General features: G+C 61.9%; 12 protein-coding genes. 8 read left to right on the forward strand and 4 right to left on the reverse strand.

The genetic code is table 11. From position 1 onward, the window contains the following. Nucleotides 1-126 precede the first annotated feature (126 nt). Nucleotides 127-1,020: a DMT family transporter gene (locus LIS66_RS12880; RefSeq protein WP_227974444.1), complete on the forward strand. Its 894-nt coding sequence runs from the start codon at nt 127-129 to the stop codon at nt 1,018-1,020. A 3-nt stretch (nt 1,021-1,023) separates the two neighbouring features. Here LIS66_RS12880 and LIS66_RS12885 read toward each other — a convergent pair whose 3' ends face one another. The 4 genes from LIS66_RS12885 to LIS66_RS12900 form a co-directional block, all read right to left on the reverse strand. Further along, nucleotides 1,024-2,064, reverse strand: coding sequence for an FUSC family protein (locus LIS66_RS12885; protein WP_227974511.1), 1,041 nt, complete (start codon nt 2,062-2,064; stop codon nt 1,024-1,026). Between the two features lie 60 nt (nt 2,065-2,124). Further along, nucleotides 2,125-3,084, reverse strand: a complete 960-nt coding sequence (locus LIS66_RS12890) for an HlyD family secretion protein (protein WP_227974445.1) — start codon at nt 3,082-3,084, stop codon at nt 2,125-2,127. 2 nt (nt 3,085-3,086) lie between these two features. Further along, complete coding sequence (locus LIS66_RS12895; RefSeq protein ID WP_123418299.1) at nt 3,087-3,443, reverse strand: DUF3302 domain-containing protein; 357 nt, start codon at nt 3,441-3,443, stop codon at nt 3,087-3,089. 106 nt (nt 3,444-3,549) lie between these two features. After that, a complete protein-coding gene (locus tag LIS66_RS12900; RefSeq protein WP_065617262.1) occupies nt 3,550-5,175 on the reverse strand; it encodes an NADP-dependent glyceraldehyde-3-phosphate dehydrogenase in 1,626 nt (541 codons plus the stop codon). A gap of 393 nt (nt 5,176-5,568) precedes the next feature. Here LIS66_RS12900 and LIS66_RS27950 point away from each other — a divergent pair, with 393 nt between their 5' ends. The 7 genes from LIS66_RS27950 to LIS66_RS12935 are packed head-to-tail and all read left to right on the forward strand — an operon-like array spanning nt 5,569 to nt 13,172. Next, on the forward strand, nt 5,569-6,180 hold the full coding sequence (locus tag LIS66_RS27950) for a transposase (protein ID WP_416220754.1): 612 nt from the start codon (nt 5,569-5,571) through the stop codon (nt 6,178-6,180). Nucleotides 6,181-6,234: 54 nt separating this feature from the next. After that, entirely contained in the window at nt 6,235-7,833 is a 1,599-nt protein-coding gene (locus LIS66_RS12910) for a ShlB/FhaC/HecB family hemolysin secretion/activation protein (RefSeq protein WP_227974446.1), read from the forward strand. A gap of 12 nt (nt 7,834-7,845) precedes the next feature. After that, nucleotides 7,846-9,645: a DUF2341 domain-containing protein gene (locus LIS66_RS12915; RefSeq protein WP_227974447.1), complete on the forward strand. Its 1,800-nt coding sequence runs from the start codon at nt 7,846-7,848 to the stop codon at nt 9,643-9,645. Between the two features lie 11 nt (nt 9,646-9,656). Further along, nucleotides 9,657-10,082 (forward strand): ExbD/TolR family protein, encoded by a 426-nt coding sequence (locus LIS66_RS12920; RefSeq protein ID WP_007915482.1) that lies wholly within the window; start codon nt 9,657-9,659, stop codon nt 10,080-10,082. Between the two features lie 3 nt (nt 10,083-10,085). Then, nucleotides 10,086-10,790, forward strand: coding sequence for an energy transducer TonB family protein (locus tag LIS66_RS12925; protein WP_227974448.1), 705 nt, complete (start codon nt 10,086-10,088; stop codon nt 10,788-10,790). A 37-nt stretch (nt 10,791-10,827) separates the two neighbouring features. Next, nucleotides 10,828-12,525 (forward strand): putative porin, encoded by a 1,698-nt coding sequence (locus tag LIS66_RS12930; RefSeq protein WP_227974449.1) that lies wholly within the window; start codon nt 10,828-10,830, stop codon nt 12,523-12,525. Nucleotides 12,526-12,542: 17 nt separating this feature from the next. Then, complete coding sequence (locus LIS66_RS12935; protein ID WP_227974450.1) at nt 12,543-13,172, forward strand: DNA repair protein; 630 nt, start codon at nt 12,543-12,545, stop codon at nt 13,170-13,172. Nucleotides 13,173-13,185 lie beyond the last annotated feature (13 nt).

Here is a 13,185-nt window from a genome sequence, read left to right on the forward strand (position 1 = left end):
AAAGGTGCAAAACACCCACGATAAAAAAGGCCAAAAGGGAGTTTAGCCTGCTTTATGCACTGGAGCAGCCTGGCGCTCGCTTGGCATACTTTCGCCATGCTTCACCCTAGCCTCAGGAGAACAATGATGGACAACGCAATCCGCCGCGGCTCGCTGGAAATGACCGCCGCCATGCTGATATCCGGGACGATCGGCTGGTTCGTGCTGGTGTCCGGGCAACCGGTGCTGGACGTGGTGTTCTGGCGCTGCGTGTTCGGCGCCGGGACCTTGCTGTTGATCTGCGCCGCGTTCGGCTTCCTTCGTCCGGGGATCCTCACCCGCACGACCTTTCTGCTGGCGGTGCTCAGCGGAATGGCGATTGTCGGTAATTGGGTGTTGCTGTTCGCGTCCTATTCCCGCGCCTCGATTGCGATCGGCACGGCGGTGTATAACGTACAGCCGTTCATGCTGGTCGGTCTGGCGGCCTTGTTTCTTGGCGAAAAAATCACCTTGCAGAAGCTTTTCTGGCTGGCAGTTTCCTTCATGGGCATGCTGGCAATCGTCAGCGCCCATGGCACTCAAGGGGAGAGCGGTAACGATTATTTGCTGGGGATTGCTCTCGCCTTGGGGGCGGCGTTTCTGTATGCGATTGCCGCACTGATCATCAAGCGCCTGACCGGCACGCCGCCACATCTGATCGCGCTGATTCAAGTCTGCACTGGCGTATTGTTGCTCGCGCCGTTCGCACATTTCGGTGCGCTGCCGCAAGGTGCCGACGCCTGGGCCAGTCTGGTGACATTGGGCATCGTTCACACCGGTCTGATGTATGTGTTGCTCTACGGCGCCATTCAAAAGTTGCCGACAGCGCTGACCGGCGCGCTGTCGTTCATCTATCCGATTGCGGCGATTTTCGTCGACTGGTTCGCCTTCGGCCACCGCCTGGAACTGCTGCAATGGATCGGAGTGGCGGCGATTCTGCTGGCCGCCGCCGGCATGCAACAAGGCTGGGGCTGGAAAGCCCGGCGGCTGGCGGCACAGTAAGGTTCAGATGTTCCAGCGCGGCGCGGTGGCCGCCAGACGTTGGCGCATTTCGCTGATATTGGCTACCAGTTGTCGCGTCAGCATCCGATAGCCGTCCAGCGTATTGGCAACCGGCGCATCCAGGTCCGCTGCCGGCAGTTCCATCGGACGCTCCAGCCGCTGCGACGCGCCGGTTTTCAACGCGCGGGCCATGCCGATCAGTTGCACGCGAATCTGCCGGTGCTCAGCCTTCAACGCCGTTTGCAGATGCGCCGTGGCCGCGGGGTCGCTAGCGTTGGGGCGGATATTGCCGAGGATTTCCAGGGTGCTGATGCACATGCGCAGGTTGCGCTGAATGGCGTCGAGCTCGGTCATGGAGATTTTCACTTCCTTGGACACCGACGGCATCAGCGAGCGTAATTGCACCATTACCGCGCCGACTTTGCTCATCAGCCGCACATGTTCGTCGGCGCTGACCGCTTCACCGTTGATGATGCGCCCGTACACCGTGGCGCAATCGCGCAAGGCATCGGCGAGGTTGTAGCGCCACGAGTAGACCGCGTACAGCGGGAGGGCGAAGGAAAAAGCCAGGGCGAGGGCGATGCCGATCAAGATGTCGACACCGCGCCACAGACCATCGGTGATCGGGTTGTCGCCATGTCCGGCGACGATGAACACGGTGATGGCCGAGAGCAGGGCGGTGTAGCCACCCTTGCCGATCGCGTGATACGAGAAAAAGCCACACACCACGGCCATGGAAAAATAGGTCAGCCACGGCAGGCCCAGCCACGCATGTTGCGCCACCAGCGCCAACCCCACCCCTGCACCGATCAAGGTGCCGATGGCGCGCTCGGCGGCTTTCTTGCCGATATTGCCGTGGTGCTGCAAACCACCGATCACCACCAGCATCGTCACCGATGCCCACTCGCCGTGGGGAAGGTTGATGCCGGTGGTCAACAGAATCGTCGCCAGCAACCCCAGCGCGACCCGAACGGAATGGATCAGTCGGGCGTGGCGGTAGCGCCGATACGGGTCCAGCAGCGGGCGCAGGATTCGGCGCAACAGTGGTGGCAGGCGGTGGGAGCTGTAAGTAGTCAGTGCGAACCTCGTGTCTCGATCAGCCAATCAATGGAAGGGGAAAATGTAATTCATCCAGGCCGACATGCGCAGCAGGATTTTGCGCATCGCGCCGATGTGATGGAAGTGCTGGCTGTACAGCGCCGCTTGTCCGTAAGCGCCGCCAGGCATGAGCGCGCTGTATTCGGCGAAAGCCGGGTCAGTGATTTCAATGATCACCGGCACCCGTCCCGCCGGCGGCGAGCCGGTGTAGCTGATTAGCGTGCCGGAAGGCTGCACCTGCCCCTCGGCGATCACGCCGATGACGCTTTTCACCCGTCCCGCAAACACCTTGCCGGGAATGCCATCGAAGGCCACTTCGGCCTCATCGCCCACGGTCAGGCGGAGCAGGCTGTTCTGACGCATCCACGCGGCAAAATACTGACCTTCCTGGGGAATAAACACCATCGACGGGCGCAACGGCAGCTTGCTCGCCATCATCCCCGGTCGCAGCGAAACATGGGTCACAAAGCCTTTGCTCGGCGCCCGCACCACGGTGTTGTCCAGCTCGAACTGAGCATTGTCCAGTTGCGCCTGCAGATCGTCGGTGCGGGCGATGGCCGCGTCCAGTTCGCGTTGAGTACCGAAGTTGCGGCGAATCAGTTCGGTGATGCGATAGCGATCGCCCTTGGCGGCTACCAGCTGCGCCTTGAGTGATTTGAGCCGGTTGTGAAAAGGCGTGGGGTCGATGCGAAACAGCACGTCGCCTTTTTCGAGGGGCTCGTTGCCCTTGACCGGCACGTCGACGACCTGGCCGCTGACGATCGGAATCACCGGCACCGAGACAAAGTAGGAGCGCGCCACCTCGGAATAGGGATGGTTGTAGTTCATGGTGAAAATCAGCGCGCCGATGATTAGCACGCCGCCCAGAACAGCCGTGGGCACCGTCCACTTGTTCAGCGGAATGCGGAAGATCTTGAAGATGGCGACACAGAGTGCGGCGTAGGTGAGGATGAGCAACAGGTCCATGCTCAGATCCCCCGCGTATCGGTAGCAGGGGCAGCAGGAGACTGCGCTTCGAGTCGCTCGATGCGGCCCTGCAGCTCCAGCACTTGCTGCTCCAGCCGGATGACATGGTTTTGCACGGGTTTGCCATCACCGAAGCCCCAGCCGCGGTCCTCCCGATAGGCCATCGCCCAAATCCACAAAAACGGCCAGAGCGCATGCAGGGTGAACAGGCTGACCCAGCCAGTGGCATGAATGGCATCCTGGTGCGGGTGCTTGCGGTGGACGGCGATCTCGTACGGGATGTCATGCAGCACGATGATCCCGTAAAACAGCACGAGACCGACAAACACCAACAGGCCCAACGCGAAGTAATCGAGCATGGTCAGCCTCCCGGGCATCCAGCAATGCTGGGCTCAGTGTAGACACTGAAACGCCGGGAGGCGGCCGCTATCGAGCAGGATTAATCAACTCTGCCCGATAGCCGACTCAGAAGATGTAATCGGTGGTCAGGAAGCTCGAATCACGCCCGCGAATGATCTCGCTGATCAAATCCTTGTTGCTCTCCTGGAATTTGGTCGCCACCAGCGTGCGGATCGAGAACACCCGCAACGCATCGTGAACCGAGAGCGTGCCTTCGGCGGAGTTCTTGCGGCCGTTGAACGGGTAAGTGTCCGGACCGCGCTGGCACTGGGCGTTGAGGTTGATCCGCCCGACCTGATTGGCGAAGGTGTCGACCAGTCGGCCGACCGCCACCGGGTTGGTGCCGAAGATGCTCAGCTGTTGGCCGAAATCCGACTCCAGCACATAGTCGATCACGGTATCGAGATGACGGTACGGCACAATCGGCACGACCGGGCCGAATTGCTCTTCCTGATACACGCGCATCTGCGGGTTCACCGGGTACAGCACCGCCGGATAGAAGAACGACGCGCGGGATTCGCCGCCATTCGGGTTGACCACTTGCGCACCCTTGCTCTGCGCATCTGCCACCAGGCCGTGCAGATAATCCACCTTGCCGGATTCCGGCAGCGGCGTCAGCGAAACACCGCTTTCCCACGGCATGCCCGGTTTCAGCGTGGCCAGTTTGGCGTTGAATTTCTCGATGAAGCTGTCGACCACGTCTTCATGCACGAAGAGGATTTTCAGCGCGGTGCAGCGCTGGCCGTTGAACGACAGTGAGCCGGTGACTGCTTCACTGACGGCATTGTCGAGATCGACTTCGGGCAAGACGATGCCAGGGTTCTTCGCATCCAGACCGAGAGCGGCGCGCAAACGGTGTGGTTTCGGGTGCAGCTTCTTCAGGTCGCTGGCGGCCTTATTGGTGCCGATGAAAGCGAAAATGTCGATCTTGCCGCTGGCCATCAGCGCGCTGACAGTCTCGCGGCCGCTGCCGTAGATCACGTTGATCACACCGCTCGGGAAGCTGTCGCGGAAGGCTTCGAGCAATGGCCGAATCAAAAGCACGCCGAGCTTGGCCGGTTTGAACACCACGGTGTTGCCCATGATCAGCGCCGGAATCAACGTAGTGAATGTCTCGTTGAGAGGATAGTTGTAAGGCCCCATGCACAGTGCGACGCCGAGTGGCACGCGGCGGATCTGGCCGAGGGTGTCCTGCTCCAGCTCGAAGCGGCTGGAGCGGCGATCAAGTTCTTTCAGGGCGTTGATGGTGTCGACGATGTAATCGCAGGTGCGATCGAATTCTTTTTCCGAGTCCTTGAGGTTTTTGCCGATCTCCCACATCAGTAGCTTGACCACGGCTTCGCGCTGCTCACGCATGCGGCCGAGGAACGCTTCGACATGCTGGATGCGCTCGGCCACGCGCATGGTTGGCCACAGGCCCTGGCCGCGGTCGTAGGCGCGGACGGCGGCATCAAGGGCGGTGAGGGCGGTGTCGGCATCCAGCAGCGGTGTGCTGCCGAGAATGACCTGTTCTTCACCGTTTGCACCTTTCAGGTACACCGGGCTGCGCACCTGCGCGAGTGGGCCGTCCCAGCGGCGCAACTGGCCGTCGACCAGATATTCGCGTTGCTCGACCTGAGCCTCAAGGCGGTATTTTTCCGGGATGTCGCTGACAGAAGGGAACAGATTGCCAAGGATGTTTGCTGTGGTCATGTCGCTACCCCGTGTTGATGTCCGCATGCAGATCAAAAAGTCTCTACAGGTTATACGCCTGAATGCCCGTTGATTTAACCCCGTGAATGTCACGCGAATGTCACGCAACGGTGCTCCCACAGGTTCATGTGCACAACCACAAATCCCCTGTAGGAGTGAGCCTGCTCGCGATTGCGGTGTGTCAGTCACAGAAGAGTTGGCTGACCTGACGCCATCGCGAGCAGGCTCACTCCTACAGGGGGGGGCGGCGCAACCGCTATGGCCACCGGTAATGAAGCTTTTATGACAAAAGTTCGGTAGCCCTTTGCCAGTCCGGTCATGCCTGTGTAACGCGCTTGAGGGGTCTTTAGAGGCGCACTTTGCAAGCCGAGGCGGGACACCGGGAGTGAGGCAATGGGGACTATGGAACGCTATTCGAAAGTGGGCATGCAGGAGCTCGATCAACGTCTGTCGAAGATCGTCGAAGCCGCGCGCAAGAAGCCGGTTTCGGTGTATCGCTACGGCGCGCCGTGGGTCTGGATCGTCTCGCAGGAGGACTGGCAGGGCGCTCTGAAAGAAGTGTCCAGCTACATTCCGCCGGGCCATTCGCTGGTGTTGTTGCGCCCGCAGATCGACGATCTGCTCGACGCTCACCAGGATCTGCTGCGCGACCTGAACGCCGCGCCCGGCATGCTCATTCCCGCGCAAACGGTCATGCACATCCTGCTCCTGCAACTGCTGTATTCGGTGCCCAGCGAACAGCAACTCTATGAACAGCTCAACTACAACCTGCTGTTCCGCTGGTTCGTCGGCCTCGGCCTGAACCAGAAAGTCTGGAGTTTCACCGCCCTCAGTCGCGACATCGCCACGTTGCTCAACGAGCCGCGCGCGGTGCTGCTGATTCAGAAAATCATCGGCGAAGTGTTCTGCGGCGCGTTGCTGCAAATGCCCGAGTTCTCGCCGAACTTCGCGCTGCTGCACACCTGGCTGGGCAAGCACGCGTGCGCCACAACGATCAGCAATTGACGCATCACACCGGGCGCTAACGCCCACAGGTCATCGCGAATTTCAGGGGGTAGTGTGGAACGGATTTTCACGTCACGGCTGGCGCTGTGGGGCTGGCTGCTGGTGACGGCGAGCGCGCAGCCGGCGCTGGCCGAGGAGGGTACAGACGCGCCCGCTGCGCAGCGTCTGGTCGACGTCAACGAATACTTCGTGCGCGGTAATACCGTGCTTGATGCGCGGGCGATCGAAGAAGCGGTCTATCCGTTCCTCGGCCCGCAGAAAGCCTTGAGCGACATCGAAGGTGCCCGCGATGCGTTGCAGAAGGCCTATCAGGAACGCGGCTATCAATCGGTGTTCGTCGAGCTGCCGGAGCAGGCCGTGGCCGATGGCATCGTCTATCTGCAAGTCAGCGAAACCAAGGTCGGCCGGGTGCGTGTGGTCGGCGCCAAACACTATTCGCCGCTGGACATTCGCGACAACGTCCCGGCGCTGAAGGAAGGCGAGGTGCCGGACTTCGCCATGGTCCAGGGCGAACTGGCGCAGCTCAACAAGACCCCGGGCCGTCAGGTCATGCCATTGGTGCGCGAAGGTCAGCGGCCCGGCACCATGGACGTCGATCTGCAGGTCGAAGACCAGAATCCGTGGACGGCCAGCGTCGGCCTCAATAACGATTACAGTGCCGACACCGAGAAGCTGCGCAGCGTCACCAGCCTCGGCTACAACAACCTGTGGCAGCTCGGCCACAGCGTCAACCTGACGTTCTTCACCGCACCCCAGGAAACCGACAACGCCAAGGTCTGGTCCGGTTCCTACACAGCGCCGCTGAGCGAACGCTGGAGCGTGCAATTCTCCGGTTACCAGTCCGACAGCAACGTCGCCACCATCGGCGGCAGCAACGTCCTCGGCAAAGGGCATTCCTACGGTGTCGCGGCGATTTACACGCTGCCCTCGAGCGGCAACTGGTCGAACTCGCTGTCGGTCGGCATCGATTTCAAGGACTTCGACGAGCGCCTGAGCCTGTCCGGCGAAAGCGACAAGGTGCCGCTCAAATACGCGCCGTTCACGTTCGCCTACAACGGTTATCGCTACAGCGAGAAGAGCCAGCTCGGCCTCGGTCTGAGCCTGGTTGCCGCTACCCGTAGCGTATTCGGCTACGGCAGCGACGACGATGATTTCGACTACAAACGCTACCGCGCCAAACCGAGTTTCGCCGTGCTCAAGGGCGACACCAATTACACCTGGACCTTCGACAACGACTGGCAGAGCGCGAGCAAAGCGGCGTTCCAACTGGCCTCGGGGCCGCTGGTTTCCAACGAGCAATTCTCCGCCGGCGGCGCCACCTCGGTGCGCGGCTATCTCGCCGCTGAACGCACGGCAGACGACGGCTACTTGCTCAGCCAGGAATTGCGCACACCGTCGCTGGCGAAATTCGCTGGCACGTGGATGCAGGACTGGCGCTTCTACGCCTTCGCCGAAGGTGCGCAGCTGTACCTGCGCGACGAACTGCCGGACCAGGACGCCAATTACGCCCTGGCCAGCGTCGGCCTCGGCACCCGCGCCAGCCTGAGCAAATGGCTGTCCGGCAGCCTCGACTGGGGCTATCCGCTACTCGAAGGGCCGAACACCTCGAAACAGGAATCGCGCCTGCACTTCAACCTTCAAGCCACTTTCTAACGGAGCACGTCCATGCAACGCCTTCTCCTTTCGTTGTTGATCTGCCTGGGCTTCGTGCTCCCGGCCACGGCCCAGGCCTGGTGGCAGGACGACTGGCATTACCGCAAACAGATTGCCGTCGACACCACCCCGCAAGGCGCGGCGATCAATCAGGCCCTCGGCCGCACCGCGCTGCTGGTGCGTCTGCACACCGGCAACTTCACTTTTGACGGTGTCAAAGAGGACGGCTCCGACCTGCGCTTCGTCGCTGCCGATGACAAAACCGTGCTCAACCACCAGATCGAAAGCTTCGATGCGCTGATGGGCATGGCGCTGATCTGGGTCGATGTGCCGAATATCGAGGGCGGTCAGCGTCAGGATATCTGGATGTATTACGGCAACCAGAAAGCCCCGGCCACCGGCAACGGCCAGTTGACCTTCGATCCGAGTTACACCGCGCTCTATCACTTCGACGGCCCCACCGGCACGCCGGCGAAAGACACCACGGCGTACGGCAACACTGCGCAGAGCGCGACTGGCGCAGCGATTGATGGCGTGGTCGGGCGCGCCTTGCAGTTCAGCGGTCAGCCGTTGTTGCTGCCGGCCAGTCCGTCGCTGCAACATAATCCTGGCAGCGCATTCACCTTCAGCGCCTGGTTGCGTCTGGATCAGGCCAGTGGCGAGCAACTGATTCTCGCTCGGCGCGAAGGCACGCAAAGTCTGCTGATCGGCGTCAGCCAGGGCCTGCCGTTCGTGGAGATCGATGGCCAGCGCGCCGCTGCCACCCAGGCGCTGACACCGGCGCAATGGCAACACGTTGCGCTGACCGCCGAGGGCTCGAAAGTCACCCTGTACATCAACGGTCGCGAGGGTGCTGCGTTGGCTCAGGCGATGCCGGCATTCAACTCGGTCATGGCCATCGGCGCTGATCTGCAGGAAGGTGCGTTCCAGCCATTCGCTGGCGCTATCGACGAACTGCGCCTGTCGAAAGTCGCCCGTCCGGCCGCGCTATTGCTCGCCGATGCGACCTCGCAAGGCGCCGAGTCGAAACTGGTGGCTTACGGCGTCGATGAAGAACAGTCCGGGTTCGGTTTCGGCAGTCTTGGCTTTCTGCTCAACGCAGTGCCTATCGACGCCTGGGTGATCATCGCCGTGCTCGTGCTGATGATGTTCCAGTCGTGGATCATCATGCTGCGCAAGAACCGCAGCCTCAGCCGCGTCAGCGCTGCCAACGAAGACTTCCGCGTGCAGTTCGCCAAGGTCGGCACGCGCCTGGAGATGTTCGCCGACGATGCGCAACTGGCCCAGCGCCTGCAGCACTCGTCGCTGTGGCGCTTGTATCTGGTAGCAGTCAAAGAGATCCGCACCCGCCGCGAGCAGGGCGCGGATACCTCGTCGGTTTCCGCCGCGACCATCGAAGCCATTCGCTGCTCGATGGATGGCGTGCGCACCCGCGAAAACCAGCAGTTGAGTTCGAAACTCTCGACCCTGTCCAACGCCATCGCCGGTGGCCCGTACATCGGCCTGCTCGGCACGGTGTTGGGGATCATGGTGGTGTTCCTCGGCACGGCAATGGCCGGCGACGTCAACATCAACGCCATTGCGCCGGGCATGGCTGCCGCGTTGCTCGCGACCGCTATGGGCCTGTTCGTCGCGATTCCGGCGCTGTTTGGCTACAACCGCCTGATCACCCGCAACAAGGAAGTCAGCGCCGACATGCGCGTGTTCGTCGACGAGTTCATCACTCGTCTGGCGGAGATGCACGGCGAGAGCCAGTTCAGTGAGTCGTCGCATCAGCGCGGCCATCACGCCAATCACTCTGTACCGGCCTGAGGAGCACTGCCATGGCGTCCGTAAATGCCTCCCATGACGATGACGAAGATGCCGCGGTGGACAGCATCAACATCACCCCGCTGGTCGATGTGCTGATGGTGGTGCTGGTGATGTTCATCCTCACCGCCACCGCGCAGGTCTCCGGGATCCAGATCAACCTGCCCAAGGCCAGCGCTTCGGTGTCGCTGTCAGAGGCCAAGACCAAGGCGATCTCGGTCAACGACGGCGGCCAGGTGTTCCTTGATGCCTATCCGGTGACGCTGGCCGAACTGGAAGAGCGCCTGCGCATCGAGAAAGCGCAAAGCCCGGATTTCCCGGTGATCGTGCGCGGCGATGCGACGGTGCAGTACCAGAAAGTCATCGAAGTGCTCGATCTGCTGCGTCGGCTCGAACTGTCCCAGGTCGGTCTCGTCACCGGCAAACCGAGTCAGGGCTGAGTCATGACCGCACAACTCCCGATCGAGCCGCCGCCCGTGAAAAAGTCGCCGTTGCGCTATGTGAAGTGGGGCGCCGGATTGCTGGTCGGCGCGCTCGCCGCGTGGTTCCTCTGGCAGTGGGCCAACGACACGGCCGGCGTGCGCCGTGAAGCGCCGAAGGTGCCGACGATCATTCCGTTGCCGCCACCGCCACCTCCGCCCCCGGAGAAACCACCGGAGCCGGAAACCCCGGTGGAAGAAAAAGTCGTCGAGCCTGAGCCAACGCCGGAGCCGGAAGAGGTCAAGCCTGAGGAAGAGGCGCCGCCATCGCCGGCGGACGATCTGGCCAACCCGATGCAGATGGACGGCGATGCTCAGGCCGGCAGCGATGCTTTCAACATCGGCGCGGGCAAGGGCGGCGGCATGGCCGGCGCGGGTGGCGGGCGGCTGGGCACGGGCACGTACAGCCAGTTTCTGGCGTTCACCTTCCAGCGTCTGCTGCGCGAGAACCCCGACCTGCGCAACCTCGCGTTCTCGCTGCAGGCCGACGTCTGGCTGAGCAGCGTCGGCGAGATCACCCGTGTCGAGCTGATCAAGTCCAGCGGCAACCCGCAAATCGATACCCAGGTGCTGGCCGCTTTACGCGGTGCGCCGGCGCTCAGCGAACGGCCTCCGGCCTCCATCACTTTACCTGTGCGCCTGTCCCTGCAAGGGCGGCGTCCGGGCTAACCCATTTTCAAGCTTCGGCAAAAGGAGTTGTGTGCAGATGATTTCCAACGTGAATCGATTGTCCCTGGCGGTCGGCATGGTCATTGCGACCCTGGTCGGTCAGGCCGTGGCAGCGCCCGCGCCGTCGGAGAACGCCACGATCAATCTGATCCGCTTGCTGGTCGAGCAGGGCATTCTGAAACAGGACAAGGCCGACGCGCTGATCGCCCAGGCGCAGAATGAAGCCGCGCAGGCCAAACAAGCGGCGGCTTCAACTGCGGTAGCGGCCGGGCCGGTCGCCGCGCCGGGGGATGTGCGCGTGCAGTATGTGCCGGCAGCGGTGCGCGACCAGATTCGCGATCAGGTCAAAGCCGAGGTCATGGCCACCGCCAAACAGGAAAACTGGGCAGCGCCGAATACCTTCCCGGACTGGGCCTCGCGCATCAGTTTCGATGGCGACATTCGCCTGCGCGATGAATCGCGTTACTACTCGGGCAACAACAGCAATGAAATCGTCGACTTCGCCAAGCTCAACAACAACGGCCCGTACGACGTGAACCCCAACAGCAGCACCAGCCTGCCGCCGTTGCTCAACACCCGCGAGGACCGCGAAAACCTTTTTCGCCTGCGCGCACGGCTGGGCATGAAAGCGGTGATCTCGGAGGAATGGACCGCCGGCATTCGCATCGGCACCGGTTCGGACAACAACCCGGTTTCGACTACGCAGAACCTCGGCGGCGGCTTCGCCAAAAAAGACATCTGGCTCGATCAGGGCTACCTGAGCTGGAAGCCAATGGACGAACTGACCCTGACCGGCGGGCGCTTCGCCAACCCGTTCATGTCCACCGACATGCTCTATTCCAACGACCTGAATTTCGACGGTGTGGCAGCGATCTTCGACCACAAGCTCAACCGCGATTGGGGCGTGTTCGGCACCGTCGGCGCGTTCCCGGTGGACTACACCAACGACACCTCCAGCAGCAACGGTTTCGACAAGGAAGAGAGCGACAACAAGTGGCTGTACGGCGCGCAACTCGGGGCGAAGTGGGCGATCAACAGCAACAACCGCCTGAAGGGTGCGCTGGCCTACTACCGTTTCGACGACATTCAGGGTCAGCGCTCCAGCCCTTGCGAACCGTGGGCCGGCGCGCCGGGCTGCGACAGCGACGGCACTCGCGCAGCGTTCATGCAGAAGGGCAACAGCGTGTTCCTGCTGCGTGACATCACGCCAAACCCACTCAACCCAAGCACTACGCCGCAGCCGCAATTCGTCGGGCTTGCGTCCGAGTTCAACCTGCTCGATCTCAACGTCGTGTGGGACGCCGACCTGCCGCAGGATTTCAAACTGCGCAGCCAGGGCAATTACATCCACAACCTCAGCTACGACGAAGGCGACATGCGCAAGCGTTCCGCCGGGCAGATCGTCAACAACCTCGACAGCAACGGCGAGATCGAAAGCGGCGCCAACGCATGGATGGTGCAGTTCACTCTCGGCAACGCGCTGGACCTCAAGCGCAAGGGCGACTGGAACCTGTTCGCCGGCTACAAGTACATCCAGCCTGACGCTTTGCCCGATGGCTTCAACGACTCGTCGTTCCACCTCGGCGGCACCAACGCCAAGGGCTATTTCATGGGCGGCAACTACGGCCTGGCGAAGAACGTTTCCGCCACCGGCCGCTGGATGAGCACCGAAGCGGTGTACGGCGCGCCGTTCGACATCGACGTCTTGCAGCTTGAGATCAACACGCGCTTCTAGGGCGCCGGGAGAGCTTTATGAACACGCGTTTTCTGGCGTTGGGCCTGGGTTTGTTGATTGCCAGCGGGGCGAGCGCCGAAGGCATGGAGGAACGCCTGCGCACGCAATTGCGCAGCACCACCCAGCAATTGCAGGCCCTGCAAAGTCAGCAGGCCCAGGCCAGCGCCGCGCAACTGGCGGCGCAGAACGAAGCCAAGGCTGCCCAGGCGCAAATCAAGCAATTGACTGCCGAACTGGCCAAGGCCAAAGGCCTCGCCGAGCAATTGGCCGGGCAGCAACAAAGCCTGAACAGCCAGGCCCAGGCGCAAGTGGCGGCCAGCGCTGAGCAGACCGGTAAGTTCAAGAAGGCCTATGACGATTTGCTGGTTCTTGCCCGCGGCAAAGAAGCCGAACGGGCGAAGCTGCAAGCGCAACTGGCGGAACGTGACACACAAGTGCAGCAATGTTCAGTCAAGAATCAGCAAATGTACGGCGTCGCCAAACAGATCCTGACGGCCTACGAAAACATCGACGTCGCCGAAGTAATGAAGATCCGCCAGCCCTTCGCCGGCAGTGCCCGGGTCAAGTTCGATGAACTGGCCCAGGGCTTTGGCGACGAGCTCTACAAAACCCAATTCGACGCGCCGCAAGCCGCGATCGCGCACTGATTCATAAGACTCA

The organism is Pseudomonas sp. HN2, from assembly GCF_020736465.1.
In the GTDB taxonomy this organism is placed as follows: domain Bacteria; phylum Pseudomonadota; class Gammaproteobacteria; order Pseudomonadales; family Pseudomonadaceae; genus Aquipseudomonas; species Aquipseudomonas moraviensis_A.

Excerpts from the sequence above, each read along its gene's own strand:
- LIS66_RS12880 (WP_227974444.1), top strand. The coding sequence starts at position 127 with ATGGACAACGCAATCCGCCGCGGCTCGCTGGAAATGACCGCCGCCATG.
- LIS66_RS12890 (WP_227974445.1), bottom strand. The coding sequence starts at position 3,084 with ATGGACCTGTTGCTCATCCTCACCTACGCCGCACTCTGTGTCGCCATC.
- LIS66_RS12895 (WP_123418299.1), bottom strand. The coding sequence starts at position 3,443 with ATGCTCGATTACTTCGCGTTGGGCCTGTTGGTGTTTGTCGGTCTCGTG.
- LIS66_RS12900 (WP_065617262.1), bottom strand. The coding sequence starts at position 5,175 with ATGACCACAGCAAACATCCTTGGCAATCTGTTCCCTTCTGTCAGCGAC.
- LIS66_RS27950 (WP_416220754.1), top strand. The coding sequence starts at position 5,569 with ATGGGGACTATGGAACGCTATTCGAAAGTGGGCATGCAGGAGCTCGAT.
- LIS66_RS12915 (WP_227974447.1), top strand. The coding sequence starts at position 7,846 with ATGCAACGCCTTCTCCTTTCGTTGTTGATCTGCCTGGGCTTCGTGCTC.
- LIS66_RS12920 (WP_007915482.1), top strand. The coding sequence starts at position 9,657 with ATGGCGTCCGTAAATGCCTCCCATGACGATGACGAAGATGCCGCGGTG.
- LIS66_RS12925 (WP_227974448.1), top strand. The coding sequence starts at position 10,086 with ATGACCGCACAACTCCCGATCGAGCCGCCGCCCGTGAAAAAGTCGCCG.
- LIS66_RS12930 (WP_227974449.1), top strand. The coding sequence starts at position 10,828 with ATGATTTCCAACGTGAATCGATTGTCCCTGGCGGTCGGCATGGTCATT.
- LIS66_RS12935 (WP_227974450.1), top strand. The coding sequence starts at position 12,543 with ATGAACACGCGTTTTCTGGCGTTGGGCCTGGGTTTGTTGATTGCCAGC.